This is a genomic window from uncultured Maribacter sp. (assembly GCF_963974015.1).
Lineage (GTDB): Bacteria > Bacteroidota > Bacteroidia > Flavobacteriales > Flavobacteriaceae > Maribacter.
This window is the reverse complement of record NZ_CAXBBZ010000006.1, coordinates 113,730-138,534: the sequence shown is the minus strand read 5'-3', so window position 1 is coordinate 138,534 and position 24,805 is coordinate 113,730. Positions and strand designations below refer to the sequence as shown.

Annotated in this window: 21 protein-coding genes; 20 read left to right on the top strand and 1 reads right to left on the bottom strand. The window is 35.1% G+C overall.

Translation table 11 applies throughout. From position 1 onward, the window contains the following. The first annotated feature begins 16 nt into the window (after positions 1-16). The 4 genes from sprA (at position 17) to AACZ41_RS11080 (ending at position 8,802) form a co-directional block, all read left to right on the top strand. Entirely contained in the window at positions 17-7,135 is a 7,119-nt protein-coding gene (gene sprA / locus AACZ41_RS11095; protein ID WP_339628521.1) for a cell surface protein SprA, read from the top strand. Between the two features lie 134 nt (positions 7,136-7,269). Continuing rightward, the gene (gcvH, locus tag AACZ41_RS11090; protein ID WP_339628520.1) at positions 7,270-7,650 is read left to right on the top strand and encodes a glycine cleavage system protein GcvH; all 381 of its coding nucleotides are present in this window, start codon (positions 7,270-7,272) and stop codon (positions 7,648-7,650) included. Beyond that, complete coding sequence (locus AACZ41_RS11085; protein WP_339628519.1) at positions 7,643-8,035, top strand: VanZ family protein; 393 nt, start codon at positions 7,643-7,645, stop codon at positions 8,033-8,035. The genes gcvH and AACZ41_RS11085 overlap by 8 nt, the downstream gene beginning before the upstream one ends. Before the next feature lie 62 nt (positions 8,036-8,097). After that, positions 8,098-8,802 carry an energy transducer TonB gene (locus tag AACZ41_RS11080; RefSeq protein ID WP_339628518.1) on the top strand — a complete coding sequence of 235 codons (705 nt, stop codon included), beginning with the start codon at positions 8,098-8,100 and terminating at the stop codon, positions 8,800-8,802. Between the two features lie 78 nt (positions 8,803-8,880). Here AACZ41_RS11080 and AACZ41_RS11075 read toward each other — a convergent pair whose 3' ends face one another. Next, a complete protein-coding gene (locus AACZ41_RS11075) occupies positions 8,881-9,759 on the bottom strand; it encodes an MBL fold metallo-hydrolase (RefSeq protein WP_339628517.1) in 879 nt (292 codons plus the stop codon). A 112-nt stretch (positions 9,760-9,871) separates the two neighbouring features. Here AACZ41_RS11075 and cyoE point away from each other — a divergent pair, with 112 nt between their 5' ends. From cyoE to AACZ41_RS10995, 16 genes are all read left to right on the top strand, one after another. Further along, positions 9,872-10,774, top strand: a complete 903-nt coding sequence (gene cyoE, locus AACZ41_RS11070; protein WP_339628516.1) for a heme o synthase — start codon at positions 9,872-9,874, stop codon at positions 10,772-10,774. A gap of 1 nt (position 10,775) precedes the next feature. Further along, positions 10,776-11,357, top strand: coding sequence for a cytochrome c oxidase subunit 3 (locus AACZ41_RS11065; protein ID WP_339628515.1), 582 nt, complete (start codon positions 10,776-10,778; stop codon positions 11,355-11,357). A gap of 97 nt (positions 11,358-11,454) precedes the next feature. Next, positions 11,455-12,429 carry a cytochrome c oxidase subunit 3 gene (locus tag AACZ41_RS11060; protein ID WP_339628514.1) on the top strand — a complete coding sequence of 325 codons (975 nt, stop codon included), beginning with the start codon at positions 11,455-11,457 and terminating at the stop codon, positions 12,427-12,429. A gap of 54 nt (positions 12,430-12,483) precedes the next feature. Then, complete coding sequence (locus AACZ41_RS11055) at positions 12,484-12,867, top strand: cytochrome C oxidase subunit IV family protein (protein ID WP_339628513.1); 384 nt, start codon at positions 12,484-12,486, stop codon at positions 12,865-12,867. Between the two features lie 123 nt (positions 12,868-12,990). Further along, entirely contained in the window at positions 12,991-13,620 is a 630-nt protein-coding gene (locus AACZ41_RS11050; RefSeq protein ID WP_339628512.1) for a hypothetical protein, read from the top strand. After that, positions 13,620-14,345: an SCO family protein gene (locus AACZ41_RS11045; RefSeq protein ID WP_339628511.1), complete on the top strand. Its 726-nt coding sequence runs from the start codon at positions 13,620-13,622 to the stop codon at positions 14,343-14,345. Before AACZ41_RS11050 ends, AACZ41_RS11045 begins: the two co-directional genes overlap by 1 nt. Before the next feature lie 10 nt (positions 14,346-14,355). Further along, positions 14,356-14,889 (top strand): DUF420 domain-containing protein, encoded by a 534-nt coding sequence (locus AACZ41_RS11040; protein ID WP_339628510.1) that lies wholly within the window; start codon positions 14,356-14,358, stop codon positions 14,887-14,889. A gap of 4 nt (positions 14,890-14,893) precedes the next feature. Continuing rightward, on the top strand, positions 14,894-15,097 hold the full coding sequence (locus AACZ41_RS11035) for a hypothetical protein (protein ID WP_339628509.1): 204 nt from the start codon (positions 14,894-14,896) through the stop codon (positions 15,095-15,097). 111 nt (positions 15,098-15,208) lie between these two features. Next, on the top strand, positions 15,209-16,456 hold the full coding sequence (locus tag AACZ41_RS11030; RefSeq protein ID WP_339628508.1) for an ABC transporter permease: 1,248 nt from the start codon (positions 15,209-15,211) through the stop codon (positions 16,454-16,456). A gap of 66 nt (positions 16,457-16,522) precedes the next feature. Then, positions 16,523-17,776, top strand: coding sequence for an ABC transporter permease (locus AACZ41_RS11025; protein ID WP_339628507.1), 1,254 nt, complete (start codon positions 16,523-16,525; stop codon positions 17,774-17,776). A 36-nt stretch (positions 17,777-17,812) separates the two neighbouring features. Further along, a complete protein-coding gene (locus AACZ41_RS11020) occupies positions 17,813-18,928 on the top strand; it encodes an efflux RND transporter periplasmic adaptor subunit (RefSeq protein ID WP_339628506.1) in 1,116 nt (371 codons plus the stop codon). Between the two features lie 95 nt (positions 18,929-19,023). Next, positions 19,024-19,725: an ABC transporter ATP-binding protein gene (locus AACZ41_RS11015; RefSeq protein ID WP_339628505.1), complete on the top strand. Its 702-nt coding sequence runs from the start codon at positions 19,024-19,026 to the stop codon at positions 19,723-19,725. Next, positions 19,718-20,947: an ABC transporter permease gene (locus AACZ41_RS11010; protein ID WP_339628504.1), complete on the top strand. Its 1,230-nt coding sequence runs from the start codon at positions 19,718-19,720 to the stop codon at positions 20,945-20,947. The genes AACZ41_RS11015 and AACZ41_RS11010 overlap by 8 nt, the downstream gene beginning before the upstream one ends. Before the next feature lies 1 nt (position 20,948). Beyond that, positions 20,949-22,205 (top strand): ABC transporter permease, encoded by a 1,257-nt coding sequence (locus AACZ41_RS11005; RefSeq protein WP_339628503.1) that lies wholly within the window; start codon positions 20,949-20,951, stop codon positions 22,203-22,205. Positions 22,206-22,248: 43 nt separating this feature from the next. After that, the gene (locus AACZ41_RS11000; RefSeq protein ID WP_339628502.1) at positions 22,249-23,373 is read left to right on the top strand and encodes an efflux RND transporter periplasmic adaptor subunit; all 1,125 of its coding nucleotides are present in this window, start codon (positions 22,249-22,251) and stop codon (positions 23,371-23,373) included. A gap of 68 nt (positions 23,374-23,441) precedes the next feature. Further along, the gene (locus tag AACZ41_RS10995; RefSeq protein WP_339628501.1) at positions 23,442-24,791 is read left to right on the top strand and encodes a TolC family protein; all 1,350 of its coding nucleotides are present in this window, start codon (positions 23,442-23,444) and stop codon (positions 24,789-24,791) included. Positions 24,792-24,805 lie beyond the last annotated feature (14 nt).

Below are 24,805 nucleotides of genomic sequence, written 5' to 3'. Positions count from 1 at the left end.
TATCTTTTTATTCTTCATGTTTTTTGGTTCCATGGCGGTCGTTATGGCGCAAGAAACAGAAGAACAAGAGATTGATTCTGTAAAGACAGGACATGACCTTGGTCGTATTCTTCTTGAGAATCCAGAAAGTATCGTTTCCAAATATATTTATGACCCAAAACTTGATCGTTATATCTATAATGAAAGCGTAGGGGATTTTAATATAGGATATCCAATAATTTTGACTCCTGATCAATATTTTGATCTTATAGAGAAAGAAGGGATTAAATCTTATTTTAAAGAAAAGTCCGATGCTTTTTCTGGCAGAAAGGCAGGTAGTGAAGAAGCACGTAAAAACTTGCTTCCTAATTTTTATGTGAACAATAATTTTTTCACTTCCATTTTTGGTGGTAATACTATAGAAATTATTCCGCAAGGTTCTGTTGCTATGGATTTAGGTGTTATTTGGCAGAAAAATGATAATCCGTCACTTTCACCTCGTAATAGAACTAATCTTTCGTTCGACTTTGATCAGCGTATTAGTCTCAGTATGTTGGGTAAGATAGGAGAACGTTTACAGGTAACCGCAAATTATGATACCGAAGCGACTTTCGATTTTCAGAATATTGTTAAGCTAGATTATACGCCAACTGAAGATGATATTATTCAATCTATCGAAGTTGGTAACGTGAACATGCCTTTAAATAGTTCATTAATTCAAGGAGCGCAGAGTCTTTTTGGTGTAAAGACCAAATTGCAGTTTGGTAAGACATCGGTAACTGCAGTATTTTCTGAACAACGTTCTCAAAATAATACAGTTGTTGCTCAGGGTGGTGGTACATTAAATGAATTTTCATTAACAGCACTGGACTATGATGAGAATAGACACTTTTTCTTATCACAATATTTTAGGGATAATTATGATCGTGCACTTTCAACGTATCCATATATACAAAGTCAGGTGCAAATTACACGTATAGAAGTTTGGGTCACTAATAGAAGTCAACAGACATTGAATGTGCGAAATGTTGTGGCGATTCAAGATTTAGGAGAGTCTGATAGAGACAAAACTAGAGTTGGAATGAATAATGGGAATGGAGCGAATTTCTTTAACGGAGTTGGCGATTTAAGACCAAGAAACAATGCAAACGATTATGATCCGGCATTAATTGGAAATGGAGGTGCATTAAACGATAACATTAGAGAAATAGCAACTGTAGAAGGCGGTTTTAATACTGCAAGTTTTTCTGGAGGGTATAGTCCGAACCAAGGTTTTGACTATGCTTTATTGGAGAATGCTAGAAAGTTAGAGCAGGGTAGAGATTTTGAATATAATACCCAATTGGGTTATATATCTTTAAACCAAAGATTAAGTAATGATGAAGTATTGGGTGTTGCATTTCAATACACTTTTCAAGGTGAAGTTTTTCAGGTTGGTGAATTTGCCAATGGCGGGTTAGAAGCTACTACGGTTTCACAAGGTGCAAATCCTATTATTGAGAACAATACACTTATACTTAAATTATTAAAAAGTAATATTACGAACATCAATGATCCAATTTGGGATTTGATGATGAAGAATATATATGCTACCGGTGCATTTCGTTTAAGCGAAGACGATTTTAAGATGAATATTTTGTATTCTGATCCTACGCCTAGGAATTATATTACACCTGTTGAAGAAGGCCCTGGTTCTGGGTGGCCCGAAGGTTTAGAGGAAAGAATTCTTTTGAATGTCTTTAATCTAGATAGATTAAATGTTTATAATGATATTCAACCTGGGGGTGATGGTTTTTTTGATTTCGTAGCTGGTCAAACTATTGATGTACAAGGTGGTCGTATTATTTTCACGAAAGTAGAACCGTTTGGTCAATTTCTATATGAACAATTAGAGAACGGTAATAGTGGTCAATATAATAATACATCTGGGTATAATGCTAACCAAGAGCAATATGTCTTTAGAGACATGTATGAACTGACGAAGGCTGCCGCATTACAGGATCCAGAAAAAAATAAGTTCTTATTAAAAGGTAATTATAAATCAGAAGGCAGTAACGGTATTCCTATTGGCGCATTCAATGTTCCGAGAGGTTCAGTTAGGGTTACTGCAGGAGGTCGACAATTACAAGAGGGTATTGATTATACCGTAAATTACCAAGCAGGAACAGTACAAATTTTAGACCCTAGTTTAGAGGCTTCTAATGTTCCAATCAATATTTCTGTTGAGAACAATGCAGTGTTTGGGCAACAGACACGTCGATTTACAGGTGTAAATGTTGAGCATCAAATCAATGAAAAATTTGTATTGGGTGGTACCTTGTTAAACTTGAATGAGCGCCCGTTAACACAGAAATCCAATTTTGGGGTTGAACCGGTTAACAATACTATTTTTGGACTAAACGGAAATTTTTCTACTGAAGTGCCTTGGTTGACACGTATGGTTAACAAGCTACCAAATATCGATACCGATGTTCCATCGAATGTATCCATAAGAGCTGAGATGGCCATGTTGAAACCTAGTTCTCCTAAAAATGCAGATTTCGATGGGGAAACAACCACTTATTTAGATGATTTTGAAGGTGCTCAAGCATTAATAGATATTAGAGCTTCGTTAGGTTGGTCTATATCAAGTATGCCTTTAGAATTTGGAAACGGAGGTCAACTTTTCGGTAGTTCTCCTGACGATGCGGACAACTTATTAAATGGTTATGGTAGGGCTAAATTATCATGGTATACCATAGATCCTATCTTTTATACCAATCAAAGACCTGCAGAAATAAGTGATGATGACGTTTCTACAAACCCTACACGTAGAATATATATCGATGAGGTTTTTCCACAGACCGATGTTGCTCAAGGTCAAACTCAGGTGCAAACTACTTTAGATATGGTGTACTATCCATCAGTAAAAGGACCTTATAATAACAACCCGAATTTTGATGTTGATGCACCTAGTGAAAAATGGGGTGGTATGATGCGCTCGTTAAGTAGTACCGATTTTGAGCAAAGTAATGTTGAGTTCGTTCAGTTTTGGGTAATGGATCCGTATGTAGATGGTATTGCATCGGGTTCAGGTGAACTAGTGCTAAACTTGGGTAATATTTCAGAGGATATTTTGCGTGATGGTAAAAAGCAATATGAAAATGGATTACCAGGAGTAGATAGCAACGATTTTATAGCACCTACCTCATGGGGTGAAGTGCCTGCAACACAATCTTTAGTTTATGCATTTGATGCCAGTGAGGCTAATAGAAGTTTGCAAGATATTGGTTTTGACGGATTGAATGATGTTAACGAAAGTTCAGTTTTTACGAATAACAATGGTAGTGATCCAGCCCTGGATAATTACTCCTATTATTTGAATAGAGAAGGAAGCATTTTAGAAAGATATATAGATTTTAATAGTCCTGAAGGTAACTCACCCGTTTCTGTAACAAATACCGATAGAGGTTCTACAACGTTACCTGATGTTGAAGATATCGATAGAGATTTAACTATGAATACGGTCAATAGTTATTACGAATATCGAATATCGATTAAACCTAATACATCAATTAACGATAAGTATGTAACCGATATTAGAGAAGGTGTAGCTAGTGGTACTAGAATACCAAATGGAGATGATGTAAATTATAGATGGATTCAGTATAAAATTCCATTAAGTGATTTTAGTGATGCTGTTGGTGGAATCACTGATTTTAGGTCGATAAGCTTCATGAGAATGTATATGACGGGCTTCAATAATCCTACTGTACTTCGTTTTGCAACCTTAGATTTGGTTAGGGGAGATTGGCGTACGTATACGAAAACATTACAAGATAAAGATGTTGATAATGATCCTTCCGATGACGGTACTACCTTAGATGTAAATACGGTAAATATTGAAGAAAATAGCAATAGAACACCTATTCCATATATATTACCTCCTGGCGTTATTAGAGAGCAATTAAACAATAACAATACAATTATCCGTCAAAATGAACAATCACTTTCTTTATTGGTAGAGAATTTAGAGCCTCGAGATTCTCGCGGTGTATTCAAGAATTTAAATATCGATATTCGTCAGTATAAGAATTTGAAAATGTTCATGCACGCTGAAAAAATTGTAGATAGTGATTATGCAGATACTTCTACGCCATTGGTAGGTTTCTTAAGAATGGGAACAGATTTCTCGCAAAACTTTTATCAAATAGAACTTCCGTTAGAATTCACTCCATTTACAGCTGTTTCGGAAAGTGAGGTATGGCCAGAAGCAAATGAGATGAATATTGCCCTTAGTGATTTGAACAAAGTGAAGTCTCTATGGATATCTGATGGAGATTTAAGTGATATTCGATTTTTCGAAGTAGAGAACGGTGAAGTTATTCCAGTAAATGAATTTGATGTTCGTACACCTGGAAGAATTAGAATTGGAATAAAAGGTAACCCTTCGTTGGGTAGTATTCGTACTATAATGGTGGGTATTAAGAACCAAGATAACCTACCCGCTAGAGGTGAGGTATGGTTCAATGAACTTCGCCTTGCCGGTTTAGATAATAATGGCGGTTGGGCGGCCATTGCTGCTATTGATGCCAATATAGCCGATTTTGCCAATATCAGTGCAACGGGTAGTAAGAGTACTTCTGGTTTTGGTTCTATTGATCAAATGCCAAATGAACGTGCCCGCGAAGATGCCATTTCTTATGATGTTGTTACCAATGTTAATGTAGGTCAATTGCTTCCTAAAAAATGGGGAATACAGTTGCCGTTCAACTACGGAATATCTGAGCAAGTAATTACTCCTGAGTTCGACCCGGTTTATGATGATTTAAAGCTTGAGGATAGAATAGCCGCTGAAGATACACAAGAAGGAAAAGACGATGTTTTAGAACAAGCGGAAGATTATACAAAGAGAACAAGTATTAATTTAATAGGAGTTCGTAAGGATCGTGGTGATGAGGCAGACGCCAATTTTTACGATATAGAGAACTTTACATTTAACTATAGTTATAACGAAACCGATCATCGCGATTTTGAGATTTCACAATTAAGAGACCAAACGGTGAATACCGGTTTTGTGTATAACCACAGTTTTGAACCTTTAGAAGTTGCTCCATTTGCTAAAAAAGATTCACTTTTTACAGGTAAGTACTGGAAATGGTTAAAAGATTTAAACTTAAACCTATTACCATCGACCATAGGTGTAAACTCTAACATTAATAGACAGTTTAATGCGCAGCGATTTAGAGATGTGTATCAGGAGAATGAGGATAGAATTCAATTGCCAGAATTACAACAACGTAATTATCTATTTAATTGGCAGTATGCTATTAATTATAACTTGACGAAATCTTTACGATTAAATCTTACGGCATCGAATAATAATATTGTGCGCAATTACCTTAATGAAGATGAACCCTTAGAATCGGTAGATAGAATTAACAATGCATTAGGGCTATGGGACGGTTTCTTTGATATTGGTGAGCCAAACAGGCATTCGCAACAGATGCAATTAAATTATGAAGTTCCTTTTGCAAAAATACCGGCATTAGATTTTATTAGCACACAATATACCTACACCAGTAATTTTGATTGGCAACGTGGCGGTGATGCTATTCTAGCGGTTGTGGGCAGTGATGTCAATACTGTACAGAACGCAAACACACACACCATTACGTCATCATTGACTTTACAAAAATTCTATGATATGATAGGGCTTAAAAAGCGCGAAGCTCCAAAAGCATCTGCCGCTGGACCTATTAGAAGGGATAAAGCAGGAGTACCAGCAGAAGATCAAGAAAAAATTAAGGGTAAGACAAGTGATATGTTCAATACTGTAGTTGATATAGTTACTATGGTTAAAAGATTGAACTTTAACTACAGTGAGAATAATGGTACAGTACTACCTGGGTATACGCAATCGGTTGGGTTTATAGGCACGGCACGGCCAACAATAGGTTTTGTTTTCGGTAGTCAGGCCGATGTTCGTTTCGAAGCGGCTAAAAATGGTTGGTTGACTAATTTTCCAGAATTTAATGAGCAATTCATCCAAAGAACAAATAAGCAATTAAATATTACTGCAACGGCACAACCAACAAAAGACATTACTATTGATTTGGTGGCTGACAGACAATATTCTGACAGTTATCAAGAAAACTTTAATGTTGAAGATCAAGAATATAATGTGCAGTTAGGTAACAACTATGGTAGCTTTAGTATTTCTACCCTGATGATAGGTACCGCATTTGGTAAAAGTGATGAGTTTGACTCAAGTACTTTTCAGCAGTTTAAGAATAATAGAATTACTATAGCGAATAGATTAATTGCTGATAGGTCTCAACCGTTCGGTAATCCAGATGATGATGGTTTTCCACAATTGTATGGCAAAACCCAGCAAGAAGTATTATTGCCTGCATTCTTTGCAGCATATACAGGTCAAGATGCTAATCGTGTTAACTTAGATACGTTTAGGGATATACCAATACCTAACTGGAGCATAAAGTATACAGGGTTGATGAAGAGCAAATGGTTTAAAAAGAAATTCAAACGTTTTTCTTTAAGTCATGGGTATCGTTCTTCATATAGTATCAACTCGTATCAGACCAATCTTGAAAAAGTACAGTTACGTAATGATGGTTTACCTCAAGTTGATCCTGAAAATGGCGATTTGTTGTCAGATTTAATTTTGAATAACGTAGTGCTTACAGATCAATTTAATCCGCTAGTACGGGTAGATTTTGAGATGAAAAACTCTATCAGTATTTTGGCCGAGGTTAGAACAGATAGGGCCTTATCACTAAGTTTTGACAACAACCTTATGACTGAAATTAATGGTAAGGAATATACTGTTGGCATGGGATATCGATTTAAAGATGTCAAATTTGTGACAAATATTGGTGGAAATAAAACGAGATTAAAAGGAGATTTAAATTTGAAGGCCGACGTAACATTGCGTGATAATATTACGATTATTAGAAATCTGGATATTAACAACAATCAAATAACTTCCGGTCAGAATTTAATGTCACTTAAATTTACTGCAGATTATGCACTAAGTAAGAACCTGAATGCGTTGTTCTTTTATGATCATTCTTTTTCGAAATTTGCGGTTTCTACTGCATTTCCACAAACTACGATTAATACAGGGTTTACCATACGCTACAATTTCGGTAATTAATAAAAGACTCAATTAGCCTTAGAAATATTCTATTATCAAGAATTCAATTCAATCTATAACATCGGTTAATTTTTTGATAAGCTAATTGGAATACTATACATTTGCCGAAGTAAAAAAAATAATAAACGATTATAATGAATATACCAGCTGAATTAAAGTATACAAAAGACCACGAATGGGTAAAGATTGACGGTGATATTGCAACCGTAGGGATTACTGATTTTGCCCAAGGTGAATTAGGTGATATTGTTTATGTCGAAGTAGATACTTTAGATGAAACTTTAGAACGTGAAGCAATTTTCGGAACTGTTGAGGCTGTAAAAACTGTTTCAGATTTATTTTCTCCCTTGTCCGGTGAGATAATTGAATTCAATGAATCGCTTGAAGATGAGCCAGAAAAGGTTAATTCTGATCCTTATGGTGATGGATGGATGGTGAAAATAAAGTTTAGTGACGCTAGTCAATTAGATGATTTGTTAAGTGATGTGGCATATAAAGAAATTATAGGTGGTTAAAAACCTTGTTTTTAAAGTACTATTCATAAGCTGGATGATGTTTGTAACATTTTTCAGCTTATTTTCTTTTTCAGATGTAGATACTTCTCGGTTCAACATTCCACATATAGACAAGGCGGTTCATTTCACCTTTTATTTTCTAATGGTCGTGTTGGCTTATTTGGCAAAAACCAAGGGAGAATTTAAAAAAAATGGCAGGCTTAAGTTACTGTGGTACATCGTTTTATTTGCAATAGTTTACGGCATAATTATTGAGGTTATACAACATGTAGCTACCAATGATAGACATGGTGATCCGCTTGACGCATTGGCCAATTCTACCGGAGCTATAGTAGGAATGTTGGTCCTACGATTTTTGTTTTTTCGAAAGCCATCGTTAAAATGAAAATATTAATTGCATTTTTATAGAATATTTAGTTAAATTAGCAATCACTAAAATGAATATATATGGAACCTAAAAAGAATCCTAAGGCGGATTTAACGAAGAACAGTAGTCTTTATTTTGTTATCGGATTGTTCGCGGTAATGCTATTTACTTATGTGGCATTTGAGTGGAAGACTTATGATGAGGTCAATGATTATGATATTTCTATGAATGTGGATGACCTTTTAGATGAAGAGGTTCCTATGACCGAACAGATTAAAACTCCACCACCACCACCACCACCGGCAGCACCTGAAATCATTGAGGTTGTTGAAGATGAGGAAGAGGTTGAGGAAACTGTAATTGAGTCTACCGAAACTAGTCAAGATGAGGAAATCGTTGAGGTTGACGATGTAATCGTTGATGAAATCGAAGAAGATGTAGATGTACCTTTCGCTGTAATTGAAGATGTGCCGATTTTTCCAGGTTGCGAAAATGAAAGCGATAAGAGAGCTTGTTTCAATTCAATGATCCAAAAGCATATTGGTAAAAACTTCCGTTACCCAGAAATAGCTCAAGAAATGGGTGTTCAAGGTAGAGTTAGTGTAATGTTCGTTATTCAAAAAGATGGTAGTATCGGTAACGTTAGAATGCGTGGTCCTGATAAGAATTTAGAAGCGGAAGCTGCAAGGATTATCAATAAACTTCCGAAAATGACCCCTGGTAAGCAAAGAGGAAGAGCAGTACGTGTACCTTTTAGTATTCCAATTAACTTTAAATTACAATAGTTTATAAATCTATTTTACAATATAAAAAAATCCCGAGCTACTAGCTTGGGATTTTTTTGTTTTTAATAGTTACAACTACTAATTTTTTAAACTGGTATAAAATGTACTTCTCAATTTTTCAGGATTGATGAAGCCAGTTCCGTAATCATTGTCATATGCAACAGAAATAGAAGTATCAGTTTTAATTTGCTCTAATGTTTTTCCTGATTGTATCGCTTTTAAAGTGTTATTCTTAATGTCATCTAACATGGCTATGTAAGTGGTAAGTTCTTTTTTATTCGATGGTCGGCCGTGACCGGGGATTATAACCGTATTGTCATCAATTAGTATTAGGGCCTTCTTTTGTGCGGTAATATAACCATCAACGCTTCCACCGTTATCTAAATCAATATAAGGATAGCGTCCTGAGAAGTAGGTATCACCCATATGCAGGACATTATTTTTCATGAAATATATCATGGCATCACCATTAGTGTGGGCGTTATGTACATGAAATGCCATTATGGTTTCATCGTCTTGATATATTTTAAGCTCTTCTGAAAAACTTATTTCAGGTAAAATGTCTTTACTAAGTTCAGGTTTTTCAATAATTCGCTGCTCTAGGCTTTTTCGAACATTATCTTGGGCAATTAAAGTTGTTGTATAGGTGTTGAATTCTGCATTGCCTCCAGTATGATCCCCGTGCATATGAGTGTTGAATAAGTAGGTTATAGGCTTACTGGTTAGGGTTGCTATCGCTTGTTTTATTTTCGGACTTAGTCGTGCAAACTGGTCATCGATCATAAATGTATTGGTTGCATTTACATAGAGTCCGATATTGCCACCTTGGCCCGTAAGCATATATACTTCACTAGTAAGGGTATCTATGGTAATTGTGACGTTCTCTTCTTGGCTCCAGGTAATTGTAGAGATAAGCATAAGGGTCGCTAGAGTGTAAATAGATTTTAATTGTTTCATTTTTAAGGGATAAGAAGTTATTTCGATTACTTTCAAATATACTAGAAATAAAGGTTTAAGGTTGCAGAAATATGACTAGGGGGTTATCTTTGCAGATCTATTTAAATGAAATATGAAAACGGCCGTTAGTTCGACAAAAAGTAGTGCGCTAGCATTAATTTTTGACGATTTTAAGGAGATTACCAAAGCTAGGTTGGCAATTAGTGTCGTTTTTTCTTCGATTGCGGGGTATTTTTTAGGTGCCTATGAAATTCAATGGGTTCAGGTGTTGCTGTTGGCATTTGGAGGCTATTGTATGGTTGGCGCTAGTAACGCATACAATCAAGTAATAGAGAGAGATTTAGATGCTTTAATGAAGCGTACTAAAAATAGGCCTATTCCCACGGGTAGAATTTCTGTCAAGTCAGCTATGACAATGGCAATTGTTTTAACCTTGCTTGGTGTAATGGCATTATATGTATTGAATCCTAAAACGGCCATGTTTGGGGCTATTTCTATATTTCTTTACACCAGTGTTTATACTCCGTTGAAAACTATAACCCCATTGGCGGTATTTGTTGGGGCGATACCTGGGGCAATTCCATTTATGCTAGGTTGGGTTGCTGCTACTGATGATTTTGGTATAGAGCCAGGAACATTATTTATGATTCAATTTTTTTGGCAATTTCCTCATTTTTGGGCATTAGGATGGATGCTAGATGACGATTACCGAAGTGGTGGATTTAAAATGTTGCCGACCGGTAAAAAGGATACCGCTACTGTACTGCAAATAATCATGTATACGATATGGATGATGGTCGTATCGGTTATACCTGTTTTTGGTATTACGGGTAGATTGCAGTTATCGGTTATAGCTGCCGTAATTGTATTTTTAATGGGGGCTGTAATGTTGGGCTTTGCCTTTAAGTTATATTCGAAAAGGGACAATGCTTCTGCAAGAAAATTAATGTTAGCAAGCGTCAGTTATATAACTTTGATGCAAATAGTATATGTAATAGATAAATTTTTAGGTTAATATGGATTTGACACAAGGAACGGAGCAAGAGAAAAATGCTAGGGCGAAAAAAATGATGCTTTGGTTTGGAATCGTGAGTTTGTTAATGGGATTTGCTGGTTGGACAAGTGCTTACATTGTCAGTAGTTCAAGAGAAGATTGGTCTAGTGATGTGTCTTTGCCACAGTTTTTTATATATAGCACTATTGTCATTATTATTAGCAGCTTTTGTTATATGTTGGCAAAAAACGCTATTAAAGAAGGGCGGTCTAGTAAGGGTACTCTTTGGTTATGGTTAACGTTCGTGTTAGGTATTGCTTTTATAGTACTTCAATTTTCTGGTTTTTCAGAAATGGTAGCGCAGGGATATTATTTTACAGGCCCAACAAGCAGTATAAAAATGTCTTATGTTTTTCTAATCGCCATGGTACATATTGTCCATGTTTTAGCGGGAATGATTTCACTATTGGTCGTATTATATAACCAAAGTAAAGGGAAATATAGTAAAGAGAATTATTTAGGAGTAACCTTAGGGGCTACTTTTTGGCATTTTTTAGATTTGTTATGGGTCTATTTGGTGATATTTATGACCTTTGTTAAATAAAAAAGTGTCTCAAAATAAGTTTTGACTCAAATTGCGCTTTTATATAGTTCAAAAAAATGTAAATTTGCTAAAGTTTTATTAAAACGATAATCAGTATATGGATTCTACGGTGACAACGGGAACGGAAACAAGCGTATGGGGTGGAGGCAATCAACCCTTAGGAGCAAGCTACGGTAAATTAATGATGTGGTTTTTCCTTGTGTCGGATGCGTTAACTTTCTCAGGATTTTTAGCAGCTTACGGCTTTTCAAGATTTAAATTTATAGAAACATGGCCAATTGCCGATGAGGTATTTACTCACGTTCCATTTTTTCATGGTAATTATCCCATGATTTATGTTGCTTTTATGACCTTTATTTTGATTATGTCATCGGTAACGATGGTATTAGCTGTAGATGCTGGCCATAAAATGAAGCAAAATGCAGTTATTTGGTATATGTTCGCTACCATTATTGGAGGTGCTATCTTCGTTGGTTCACAAGCATGGGAATGGGGAACTTTTATCAAAGGTGATCATGGTGCTTTAGAAACTAAAGGTGGTAGAATCTTACAATTCGTAAAAGCAGATAGTGGAGAAAGAGCTTCATTGTCAGATTTTGCTATTACAATACCGGGAGATAGAGTTATACATGAAAGAAAAAATGGCCTGTGGTTCTTTAAAGAACCAACATTAACAAGTTTTTCTTTAGAAGAGGTTGTTGAAGGCTTTAAGGCGGATCCTAATATTTTAATTAGAACGGAATTAATTAATGAAGAAGGTGAGAAAACCCTTTTAGACAGACAATCTTCATTAACGAAATTAGCAGATGCAACGCAAGTTGTTGAAGGCGCAAACTTAGTTCATAATGAGTATGGAAGCAGGTTATTTGCAGATTTCTTCTTCTTCATAACAGGTTTTCACGGTTTTCACGTTTTTTCTGGGGTGGTGATTAATATCATCATATTCTTTAATGTTATTCTTGGTACATATGAACGAAGAGGACATTATGAAATGGTAGAGAAAATTGGGTTGTACTGGCACTTTGTAGATTTAGTATGGGTATTCGTATTTACCTTTTTCTACCTGGTTTAATCTTTCTAAAAGATTGTATAATTACGATAGATTTATTTAATAGATTATAGTAAAATGGCACACGGACATAAATTAGAAATTTTTAGAGGACTTGTAAAGTTCAAATCTAACACACAGAAAATCTGGGGAGTTTTAGCTTTCTTGACCTTAATTACTGCAGTAGAAGTTGTTTTAGGTATCATGAAGCCAGAAGCCTTAACAGATACTCATGTATTGGGAATGAAGTTATTGAACTGGATATTCATTATACTTACCTTAGTAAAGGCTTATTATATTGCCTGGGATTTTATGCACTTACGTGATGAAAAGTCTGCCTTAAGAAGAGCTATTGTTTGGACACCAATATTCTTGGTGTTGTATTTAGTATTTATTCTACTGGTTGAAGCAGATTACATTTACAACGTATATAGAGATGGTTTCATTTCTTGGAATTTCTAAGCTATAATTAACAGAATTAAAAGACGGTTTTATAACCGTCTTTTTTATTTTTGTATAGTTTCTATTCTAATAGATATTCAATCGGGTTTAACTAAATTGACCGATAATTTTTCTTCTTGATTTATGAAAAAGGCCTTTGTTCTTATTGTTTTGTTTGTGCTTCCAATCGTTGCCTATTTATTCTTTGCTTCTGGGGTTAATAACTTTGGGAAATTGTCAGTGCTTACTGAAAATGTGCAGGAAATAGATTTTTCAAAAGAAATAAGGTTTAAGGATAAAATTACTGTTTTAGGTTTTTTAGGAACAAATGTTGATTCGCGAAAAGGAAATGCATTTAACCTCAACCAAAAAATATATAAACGATTTCATGAATTTAATGATTTTCAGTTTGTAATGGTCGTACCAATTGGCACTGAGGATAAAGTAGATGAGATTAAAAAGGAGCTTATCACCTTGTCTGAAATTGACAAATGGAATTTTGTATTTGCCACTCAAGAGGAAATAATCGCCTTATATTCTAGCCTTAAAACAGATATTCAGTTAGATGATAAATTGGGTACTCCTTATGTTTTTATCATTGATAAAGATTTCAAGCTTAGAGGTAGAACTAAGGATGAGGATGAAGGCACTAAATATGGTTTCAATTCGAATTCTGTTGCTGATTTGAATAATAAAATGGTAGATGATATAAAGATAATTTTGGCAGAATATCGTCTGGCCTTAAAAAAGAATAATACCAAAAGAATTAAGTGATGAATAAGAAATATACGTATGTCTGGGTATCATTAATAATTCTAATTTTTGGTATAATTGTTATTCCACGAATAGTAGAAAGATTATCATCAAATACAGTTGTAGAAAACGATCGTCTTAATATATCCGCTCATAATGGGAAATTGGGTTATATTTTATTAGATGGTAAAAAGCGAAAAGTACCATCATTTGAATTTATCAATCAAGATAGTGTAGTAGTAAGTGATAAGGATTATTTAGGTAAAGTTTATGTAGTAGACTTTTTTTTTACAAGATGCCCTAGTATATGCCCTGTAATGACGACAAACCTTGTCAATGTACAAAGTCAATTTAAAGGAAATGAAAATTTCGGTATTGCTTCATTTAGTATCACTCCAGAGTTTGATACACCAGAGGTATTAAGAACCTATGCCGAGAAATATAAAATTCAAAAATCTGGTTGGAATTTATTGACAGGTGATAAGGATGCTGTATATCAATTGGCAAATGCGGGGTTCAATATCTTTGCTGCAGAAATGCCAGATGTTCCAGGTGGATTTGAACATTCTGGGTTGTTTGCATTAGTAGATAAGGAAGGCTATTTAAGGTCTAGAATAGATGAATTTGGAAATCCTATAGTGTACTATAGGGGAGCTATTTTAGAAAAAGAAGGGGCTAATGATCAAGGCGAGACCGAAGAGATAGGTATTTTAAAAAGTGATATTCAAAAGTTGTTAAAAGAATAAAGTTTTAAATATGCAAGTGAACGTGTCAGACGAAAGAAAATTTAATAGAATGATAACAGCGGTATCAATTGTTATCCCTGTGGTAGTTGCGGTTCTTTTTGGGGTTAAAATTCCTAATGTAGAACCATTATCATTTTTACCTCCAATATATGCAGCTATTAATGGTGTAACGGCTGTTTTGTTGTTGGTGGCGGTGTGGGCAATTAAAAATGGTAATCAGAAACTTCATCAACAATTAATGACGACGAACATTGTTTTGTCTTTATTGTTTTTGGTGATGTATATTGCATATCACATGACTTCAGATTCGACTTCTTTTGGTGGTGAAGGTGTTATTCGTTATGTGTATTATTTCATATTAATAACACATATTGTATTATCGATTGTATTAATTCCTCTTGTGTTACGTACGTATACAATGGCATATTTAAAGAAATTTGAAGATCATAGAGCATTGGCTAAATTTACTTTTCCTGTTTGGTTGTATGTTGCTGTTACTGGTGTCATAGTCTACATAATGATATCTCCTTACTATGTATACTAAACAGATGATATTTATACTTGTAGCGATGCTTATGGTAGTGCCATTTGATGCTGTTGCACAATGTGCCATGTGTAGAGCGGTATTGGAAAGTGAATCGTCTGGTAAAGCTGCCGAAGGTATAAATAACGGTATTGTTTATTTGATGGCAATACCCTATGTTTTGGTAGCCGGATTGTTCTATTTTATCTATAGAAAAATGCGGACCTAAACCAATTTTTGTAATTTTCACCTTAATAGTGTAACATTCCTCCACCTGGTTAGTCTTATGATTGTGTGATACTGGTATTGCATTCATCAATCAATCAAATTAAGCAATCTCATGTTCGATCTAGAACGTTGGCAGGAAATCTTCGATACTATTCGCAAAAATAAATTGCGAACCTTTCTCACGGGACTTTCCGTGGCTTCAGGAATTTTTATTTTGGTCATATTATTGGGTTTTGGTCAAGGGATGCAAAATGGAATTGCCAAAGAATTTGAACAAGATGCAGCTACTAGCGTTTGGGTCTGGCCAGGTGCTACCACAATTGAGTATAAAGGGATGAACCCTGGTAGACGGATTCAATTACGAAATGAGAATTATGAGTTTGCAGCCGTTTTATTAGAAGAGCAAATAGAAAACAAGTCGCCAAGACTATTCGTGCGAAATTCATTTGTCAACTACGGTAATGAGTCTTTAGCATATAATGTACAAGGTGTCTCTCATCAATTTCAATTCATAGAAAACGAGTTTATTTCGCAAGGGAGATTTTTGAATCAGAAAGATGAAGATACTAAGGCAAAGGTTGCCATTATCAGCAACAAAATAAATCGTGAAGTATTTAAAGAATTGGAAAGTCCTGTAGGAGAGTTTTTAGAAATATCTGGTATCTCTTTTAAAATTGTCGGTGTTTATGGTGATATTGGAGGTGAACGTGAAGAAGACCGTATTTATATTCCTATAAGTACCGCACAACAAGTTTTTAATGGGGCGGACAAGTTGAACAACTTGTCCTATACATTGCCGCCAGTAGAAGATTTTGAAGCTGCAGTGGCACAATCTATCAAGTTTAAGAACGACCTTAAATCTTACCTTCAAAAAGCACATACCGTTGCTCCTGATGACACGAGTGCCATTCAGATTTATAATCCTATGGAAGAAGCTAAGCGCTTTTACTCTCTAATGGGCGGAATTAAATTTTTCTTTTGGTTTGTAGGAGTGTGCACTATCATCGCCGGTATTGTAGGGGTTAGTAATATTATGCTCATTGTGGTAAAGGAACGTACACGTGAAATTGGTATTCGAAAGGCATTGGGAGCCAAGCCTTGGTCGATTGTTGGAATGATTTTACATGAAGCTATTTTCATCACCTCTATTGCCGGATTCACAGGACTTATTTTAAGTATGGGATTATTGGAGATTGTTGGCCCACATGTTGAAGTAGATTATGTGCTTAACCCTTCGGTTGATTTTAACGTTGCATTAACCACTGTGTTCGTATTGATATTTGCAGGTGCCGTGGCTGGTTTTTTTCCTGCATGGCGTGCGGCCAAGATTCAGGTTATTGAAGCTTTAAGGGATCAATGATATAGGAGTTATTCATTTTTATGATGCTATAATGGTAGTTGTACCAATAATTAATAAAACTTAAGCATGTTCAACAAAGACCGTTGGAAAGAAATAATGGAAGTTTTGTCTAGCAATGTTTTTAGAACATTAGCTACTTCTTTTGGTGTGGGTTGGGGTGTATTTATTTTAATTATACTACTTGCAGCGGGAAAAGGATTGGAAAATGGTATTCGTGCAGATTTTGGTGATATTGCCACCAATACAATGTTTATGTGGTCTAGAAATACTACAATACCCTATAAAGGATTGCCAAAGGGAAGAACTTTTAGTTTTAAGATGGAAGATGTACAGGCTATTAAAGATAATGTTCCGAATCTACGGTTTATATCCCCCCGCAATCAATTAGGTGGTTTTGGAGGCATAAACAATGTAGTACGAGGTTTAAAAACAGGGGCTTTTAACGTGTATGGCGATTACCCACAGATTATTAGACAAGAGCCAATGACAATTACTGTAGGGAGGTTTATCAATCAAAATGATATTGAGGAGAATCGCAAGGTTGCAGTCATTGGTGATGGGGTAAAAAATGAGTTGTACGAGAAAGATGAAGATGTTCTAGGTACTTATGTGAAAATTCAGGGTGTCAATTTTATGGTGGTAGGCACCTATAAGAAAAAGAGTAATAATGGTGAAGAGGGCCAAAAAGAAATATTTGTACCGTTTACTGCTTTTTCGCAAGCATTTAATATGGGTGATGATGTAGGTCGGATGGCCATAACTGCTCAAGATGGTAGTTCAATTTCTGACTTAAAGGAAAAAATACTAAGCATTGTTAAAGAAAATCGGAAGATACATCCAGATGATAAACGTGCCGTTGGCTATTTTGATTTATACGAACAATTCAATAGGGTAGAAAGCTTATTTGGTGCGCTACGTTGGGTTGCATATTTTGTAGGTGTTCTAGTATTGTTATCGGGCATTATTGGAGTAAGTAATATTATGTTGATAGTTATTAAGGAGAGAACCAAAGAAATTGGTATTAGAAGGGCGTTGGGAGAAGCACCTTGGTCTATAAAAAAACAAATTCTTATGGAATCTATATTTCTAACCATTATATCGGGTATGGTCGGTATAATTTTCGGAGCGGCTTTTATATACGGGGTAAATGCAGTGCTCGATTCTGTAGGTCCCGTCGATATGTTTGTAAACCCCAGTGTAAGTTTGGGTGTGGTAGTAAGCGCATTGGTCATTTTAATATTCTCAGGATTGTTAGCTGGTTTTATACCTGCTCAAAGTGCAATTAAAATAAGACCTATTGAAGCATTAAGAACGGAATAAATTTATTAATTAGAAAAATATATAACCAATCAAAAAATGAAAAAATCAACAACAATTATCATTCTACTAATCATAGTACTCGCATTTGGTGGGTCTATGTATTATTTATATCAAAAGAATACAGAGGATCCGGTTGTTTATTTAACGGAGGAACCTTCTAAACAGACAATCATTAAGAAAACGATGGCCACTGGAAGTATACTTCCGTTAGAGGAGGTTTTAATTAAGCCGAATATATCTGGAGTCATTGAGGAGATTTTTGTTGAAGGTGGCGATTATGTAAAATCTGGTGATTTACTATGTACTATTAAGGTTGTTCCCAATCTTAATGCACTGAATGATGCAAGAAATACTATTGACGAAACCAAAATTAATTTAGATGATCAACTACGGAATTTTGGGCGTCAAAAAGTACTGTTCGATAAAGGTGTAATATCAAAAGTGGATTTGGAAAGGGCGGAGGTAACTTATAATCAGGCTAAACAATCATATGCTGCGGCTAATAAGCGATATGATATTGTTAAAACAGGAACAACTGCAGGTTATGGTAACGCTGCCAATACTCAAATTAGAGCAACGGTTAGCGGTATGGTTCTAGAAGTACCAGTAGAAGTGGGTAATCAGGTAATTGAAAGTAATAATTTTAATGAAGGTACTACCATTGCTGCCATAGCAGATGTTGATAAAATGATTTTTGAGGGTAAGGTCGATGAGTCAGAAGTTGGTAAAATCAAAGAAGACCTTCCGTTAGAAATAACTGTAGGAGCAATTGAAAATAAAATTTTCGATGCGGTATTAGATTATATCGCACCAAAAGGAAATGAGGAAAACGGTGCAATACAATTTGAAATTAAAGGAACTCTGAAAAAGCAAGATTCAATATTTATTAGAGCAGGATTAAGTGCCAATGCATCTATAATATTGGCCCGTGCCGATAATGTTTTAGCTGTTAAGGAGGCTTTGGTTCAGTTTGATGCAAAGACTAAAAAACCGTTTGTAGAAATTGAAAACGAAAAGCAGCAATTTGAAAGAAGAGATATTGAATTGGGAATTAGTGACGGTATTTATGTTCAGATAAATTCTGGTATAAAGGAGGGCGAGAAAATAAAAGTATGGAACGAGGTTAAGCCAGATGAATTAGCTGAAAACTAATAAAGTAAAAAAATAAATTAATTGATGTAACAATTTAAACACTGGTTAGTCTAATGCATAGACAGTGTAGAAAATTGTCCAAAACAACAACCAACATGATTCAAATTAAAAATCTTCATAAGTCCTATAAAATGGGCAAGAATTCACTTCACGTACTTAAAGGAATAAATTTTAATGTTGAGGAAGGTGAATTGGTAGCTATCATGGGCTCTTCCGGTTCTGGAAAATCTACGTTATTGAATATTCTGGGAATGCTTGATAGTTTGGATTCTGGTGAATACATTTTGGATAATGTACCTATTAAGGATCTTAACGAGACTAAAGCGGCTCGTTACAGAAACAAGTTTTTAGGTTTCGTATTTCAATCGTTCAACCTAATCAATTATAAAAGTGCTGCGGAAAATGTTGCACTTCCGTTATATTACCAAAAAGTACCTCGAAAAGATCGTCAAGAAAAAGCCCTTAAATATTTAGAACAGGTAGGGTTAAAGGAATGGGCGACACATTTGCCCAGTGAACTTTCTGGTGGTCAAAAACAACGTGTTGCAATCGCAAGGGCTATGGCCGCTGAACCTAAAGTGTTGCTGGCCGATGAACCAACTGGCGCCTTGGATAGTAAAACATCTTATGAGGTGATGGATTTAATTCAGAAAATTAATGACCAAGGCAATACTATTTTAATTGTAACACACGAACCTGATATTGCTGATATGTGCAAAAGAATTGTGCATTTAAAGGATGGGGTTATCATTGAAGATAAGAAAATAGAACAAGTAAGAGCCGAGCAATATGTTTGATAGAGACATTTGGCAAGAAATATATCATAGTATTAGTAATAACAAGCTAAGAACCTTTCTTACTGGTTTTTCAGTAGGGTGGGGAATATTCATACTTGTGTTGTTGTTAGCTTCTGTAAATGGAATGCAAAATGGTTTTACCATGCAGTTTAGCGATGATGCAACAAATTCAATATTCATTCGAACAGGAACAACATCTTTGGCTTATGGCGGTTTTGAAGCCGGTAGAAGAGTTCAACTTACCAACGATGATATTGAATATATCAAAAGAAGTTTTCCAAATGATGTTGAATATTTAAGTCCAAGAATATATCAAAATACATCGGCACGTTATAAAAGTGAAACAGGTAGCTATAATGTTCAAGCCGTTTATCCTGATCATCAAGCAATAGAAAAGACCATTGTTAATAAAGGTAGGTTTATAAATACAAATGACTTGCTCAATGCCTCTAAAGTTGCCGTAATTGGCAGAAAAGTAGAGGAAGATTTATTTAAGAATGAAGATGCTATTGGCAAGTTTGTTGAGTTTAAAGGACTTCCGTTTAGAGTAATTGGAACCTTCACCGACGATGGTGATGATAATGCAGAACGTAATATTTACGCACCGACCAGTACATTTCAGAAAATGTATGGTCAAACAAATCACATAGATCAAATTGCGTTGACCTATAATCCTGAATATGATCTTACCAAAGCGTTAGAATTTTCAGATCGATTAGAAAGTGTTTTTAGACGTAGGTTTAAAATTGCACCTCAGGATCAGGCAGGTATTCGAATTTTCAATTATGCTGAAGTATTTGAAGATATCAGTAATTTCACTGGTGGTTTAGATGTTGCGGTAATCATAGTTGGACTTTTAATTTTACTATCGGGTATAGTCGGCATTGGTAATATTATGGTTTTTATTATAAAAGAACGTACTAAGGAAATAGGTGTTCGTAAAGCATTAGGTGCCGAGCCTTGGTCAATAATTAAATTGGTGTTGTTCGAGTCGGTTTTTATAACTGCTTTGTCAGGTTTTATAGGTTTGGCCATTGCAACAGGGTTATTGGCCATTATAGGACCAAATATTAAATCTGGGGCTTTTGCAAACCCCTCTGTCAGTATGTCAATAGTGGTCACTGCAACAATAATATTAATAGTAGCAGGCGTATTGGCAGGTCTAATACCAGCAATGAAAGCCGCTAAGGTTAAACCTATTGTAGCATTAAGCGATAAATAATATGTGGATACTAGATAAAGATTTATGGTCTGAGATTTTTGCTACTTTGAGTAAGAACTTATTCCGCACGTTTTTGACAATGCTTGGGGTTATAATAGCAATGATAATTCTAGTGCTGCTGTTGGGAGGGGCTAATGGTATGAGTAATGGTTTTCAAAAAATATTTGCTGGTACGGCATCCAATAGTCTTTTTATATGGAGTCAAAGTACCTCAGAACCTTATAAAGGGTTTGAAAGGGGAAGAAGGATACAATTTAAATTGGAAGATGCCAAAATTCTACAAGAGCAATTAGAAGAAATAGAGGTGTTAGCACCTCGTATAGAACTTGGGGGTCGTCGTGGTGTTGTAACTGTCTATAGAAATGGACTTACTAGTGGATCATCAGTATATGGGGATTATCCTAATATTGATAAAATCATGAAGAAAAAACTGGTGGAAGGTCGGTTTTTAAATGAGAATGATATGACCGATGCCAAAAAAGTGTGTGTCATCGGGGAAGAAACATACAAACTAATTTTTGAAAAGGGTGAGAATGCTATTGGAGAAGATGTTCGTATTAATGGGGTATTCTTCAATATCGTCGGAATCTATAAGCCGAATCAAAATATCAGGATTGACGGCGAAAATTCCGTTTACATACCTTTTTCAACCTTTCAAAAGGCATTTGGAACTGGAGATAGTATGGACTGGATGGCGATTGAAGTGAGGGCAGATGTAAAGGTCCCTTTAGTAGAGAGTAAGATTAAACGCTTGTTGAAAAATAAATATGATATCAATCCAATAGATGAAAGAGCAATTGGGAGTTTTGACCTCTCTGAGGTTTTTAATAATGTATCTGCCTTTACCGGTGTATTGCAAGGCGTATCATTCTTTGTCGGAATTCTAACTCTATTAGCAGGTGTAATCGCAATTAGTAATATCCTTTTGATTACCGTAAAGGAGCGTACCAAAGAAATAGGAATTCGACGAGCTTTGGGTGCTACGCCTAAAGTGGTTAAACGTCAAATCGTATTAGAATCTATTGTAATTACGGTATTTGCTGGTTTTGTTGGTTTTGCTATAGCAGTAGGGTTCCTGGCGATTGCTAACAACATGATAGGGGATAGTAGTGATTTGCCATTTTATAATTTAATGATTAGCATTCCACAATTTATAGTCTCTTTTGTTTTAATGGTCGGTCTTAGTGTATTGATAGGCCTAATACCTGCAAATAGAGCCATTAGAATTAAACCGATTGATGCATTAAGAGAAGAGTAACAAACCATATAGAAAAGAATAAATAACAATCAAATAGTTGAGCATGAACAAGTATGTAAAGTACGGATTACTAGGAGTGGCGGTAATAGGAATATTAGCTGCGGTAGTCTATTTTTTAAAGAAAAATAGCACACCTCTAAAAACATATGAAACAGAGCAAGTTGAAAAAAGAGATATCATAAATAAAGTGGTAGTTACTGGCAAGGTAATACCAGAAGATGAAATTGAGATTAAGCCTCAGATTTCGGGTATCATTGAAAATGTGTACTTGGAAGAAGGGTCAAAAGTAAAAGCGGGAGACTTAATTGCTACCATCAAGGTAGTTCCAAATGAACAAACTTTGAACCAGGCAAAGGGAAGGGTTAATAATGCGAATATTGCTTTAGGAAATACCAAAATTGAGTATGACCGTAACAAAACACTTTTTGATAAAGGGGTAATTTCTAGTCAAGATTACAATACTCTAAAACTTAGATATGATCAAGCGGTGCAAGAATTACAAAATGCACAAGCTGATTATCAAATTATTAGAGTTGGCTCTGCAGGTGGCTCATCTAGTGCTAATACAAATATCAGGGCTACGGTAACAGGTACTCTTTTAGAGATTCCTGTTGAAGTAGGTGATCAGGTGATACAGAGTAACAATTTTAATGATGGTACTACCATTGCTACGATTGCAGATATGTCTAAAATGATATTTGAAGGTGAAGTTGATGAGGCGGAAGTAGGTAAATTGAAAGTAGGTATGCCTTTAGAAATTAGTATGGGTGCTTTACAAGACGAAAAATTTTATGCTAAACTAAAGTTTATAGCGCCAAAGGGAGTTGAAGAAGAGGGCGCTGTTCAATTTAAGATAGAAGGAGATTTAGTAGTATCTGATAGCACAAATGTACGTGCAGGGTATAGCGCAAATGCTGCAATCGTATTAGAGGAAAAGAAAGATGTGTTATCGATTAAGGAAGCTTTGTTGCAATTTGATAAAGAAACCAATAAGCCTTATGTAGAGGTTGAAACTGGTGAGAACGAGTTCGAGAAGAAAGAATTGGTTTTAGGTGTTAGTGATGGTATAGATGTTGAAATTGTTTCTGGTGTCGATGAGAACGCTAAAATAAAAATTTGGAACAAGTTAGAGGCTAAGAGTGAAGATAATGGCCCTAATGAAGATTAATTGAATCAATCAAATCAAAAAACGAATCGAGTAACCAAAGGTTAATTTTGGTTTTAAAAAGCAAAGAAATGAGACTAAAAATCACAGGATTATTACTGATATTTTCTGTTGTGGTGGGTATGGCACAACAGAAAAAATGGACCTTAGAAGAGTGTATAATGTATGCTGAGGAGAATAATATAAGTATTGCACAGTCCGAACTGGATTTTGAAGAAGTTAAAATTGGTGAGTCAGATGCATTTGGTAATTTTTTGCCAAATGCAAATGCGAGCATCACTACATCAGCTAATACAGGTCTATCATTTGACCCTACTACACAAGAACCGGTAACTACCACAATCTTAACGGCAAATGGTGGTTTAAGTTCTAATGTTAATCTATTTAATGGTTTAAGAAATATTAATAGGTTAAGAAGAGCGAAAATGAATTCTCTAGCTAGTCAATATCGCTTAGATGATTTAAAAGATGATATTCGTTTAAATGTAGCTTTTGCCTATTTGAATATTATTTCTGCCAAAGAAACTCTGGTTACCCAAAAAGCACAATATGCTGTTACTGAACAAGATTTAAAAAGAACTTCTGAGCTTGTAGATGCAGGGGTTTTACCTAAAGGAGATTTATTGGAAATTGAAGCAACAGCTGCTGGTCAAGAACAACAAATTGTGCTTACGGAAAATCAAGTGATCATTTCTAAAATTAGTTTAGCTCAATTATTGCAAATAACAGATTATAATAATTTTGATATTACAGAGATTGATATAGATGTGCCACAATCGGAAATTTTAATTCAAACGCCAAAGGAGATTTTTGCGAAGGCATTATCTTTTAGAAACGATATTAAATTTTCAGAAAGTAATGTAGCACTTGCTGAACAGGATTTAAAAATTTCTAAAGGCGCTTTATTGCCTTCTCTCGTTGGGTTTTTCAATTATAATACCAGGTATTCCGACCAAGAGCGATTTAATAATATAACAGGGTTGTTAGAACGTGAAAGCTTCTCAAATCAGCTATGGCAGAATGATGGTATTTCTTATGGCGTTCAGTTAAATGTTCCAATTTTTAATCGTTTTGAAAACAAGAACAATATAAAGCGTGCTGAGATAAATATTTTAAGGTCCGAGTTACAACTAGAGCAGAATAAATTACAATTAGAGACCGACATAAATCAGTCTTATGTGGATGTAAAAAGTTTTGCTAAAGCTTATGAAGCGGCTGAAAAAACCTTAGAAGCAAGAAGATTGGCTTATGATTATTCAAAAGAAAGATATGAAGTTGGATTGATGAATGCATTTGAGTTTAGTCAAACACAGTCAAGAGTAGATAATGCAGAAGCTGATGTAATTCGAACAAAATATGATTATATCTTCAGAATAAAAGTATTGGAATTCTATTTTGGTATTCCTCTTTCATTAGACTAGTCTAAAACATAATA

Coding starts and splice junctions, on each gene's coding strand:
- sprA (WP_339628521.1), top strand. CDS start 17: ATGTTTTTTGGTTCCATGGCGGTCGTTATGGCGCAAGAAACAGAAGAA.
- gcvH (WP_339628520.1), top strand. CDS start 7,270: ATGAATATACCAGCTGAATTAAAGTATACAAAAGACCACGAATGGGTA.
- AACZ41_RS11080 (WP_339628518.1), top strand. CDS start 8,098: ATGGAACCTAAAAAGAATCCTAAGGCGGATTTAACGAAGAACAGTAGT.
- AACZ41_RS11075 (WP_339628517.1), bottom strand. CDS start 9,759: ATGAAACAATTAAAATCTATTTACACTCTAGCGACCCTTATGCTTATC.
- cyoE (WP_339628516.1), top strand. CDS start 9,872: ATGAAAACGGCCGTTAGTTCGACAAAAAGTAGTGCGCTAGCATTAATT.
- AACZ41_RS11065 (WP_339628515.1), top strand. CDS start 10,776: ATGGATTTGACACAAGGAACGGAGCAAGAGAAAAATGCTAGGGCGAAA.
- AACZ41_RS11060 (WP_339628514.1), top strand. CDS start 11,455: ATGGATTCTACGGTGACAACGGGAACGGAAACAAGCGTATGGGGTGGA.
- AACZ41_RS11055 (WP_339628513.1), top strand. CDS start 12,484: ATGGCACACGGACATAAATTAGAAATTTTTAGAGGACTTGTAAAGTTC.
- AACZ41_RS11050 (WP_339628512.1), top strand. CDS start 12,991: ATGAAAAAGGCCTTTGTTCTTATTGTTTTGTTTGTGCTTCCAATCGTT.
- AACZ41_RS11045 (WP_339628511.1), top strand. CDS start 13,620: ATGAATAAGAAATATACGTATGTCTGGGTATCATTAATAATTCTAATT.
- AACZ41_RS11040 (WP_339628510.1), top strand. CDS start 14,356: ATGCAAGTGAACGTGTCAGACGAAAGAAAATTTAATAGAATGATAACA.
- AACZ41_RS11035 (WP_339628509.1), top strand. CDS start 14,894: ATGATATTTATACTTGTAGCGATGCTTATGGTAGTGCCATTTGATGCT.
- AACZ41_RS11030 (WP_339628508.1), top strand. CDS start 15,209: ATGTTCGATCTAGAACGTTGGCAGGAAATCTTCGATACTATTCGCAAA.
- AACZ41_RS11025 (WP_339628507.1), top strand. CDS start 16,523: ATGTTCAACAAAGACCGTTGGAAAGAAATAATGGAAGTTTTGTCTAGC.
- AACZ41_RS11020 (WP_339628506.1), top strand. CDS start 17,813: ATGAAAAAATCAACAACAATTATCATTCTACTAATCATAGTACTCGCA.
- AACZ41_RS11015 (WP_339628505.1), top strand. CDS start 19,024: ATGATTCAAATTAAAAATCTTCATAAGTCCTATAAAATGGGCAAGAAT.
- AACZ41_RS11010 (WP_339628504.1), top strand. CDS start 19,718: ATGTTTGATAGAGACATTTGGCAAGAAATATATCATAGTATTAGTAAT.
- AACZ41_RS11005 (WP_339628503.1), top strand. CDS start 20,949: ATGTGGATACTAGATAAAGATTTATGGTCTGAGATTTTTGCTACTTTG.
- AACZ41_RS11000 (WP_339628502.1), top strand. CDS start 22,249: ATGAACAAGTATGTAAAGTACGGATTACTAGGAGTGGCGGTAATAGGA.
- AACZ41_RS10995 (WP_339628501.1), top strand. CDS start 23,442: ATGAGACTAAAAATCACAGGATTATTACTGATATTTTCTGTTGTGGTG.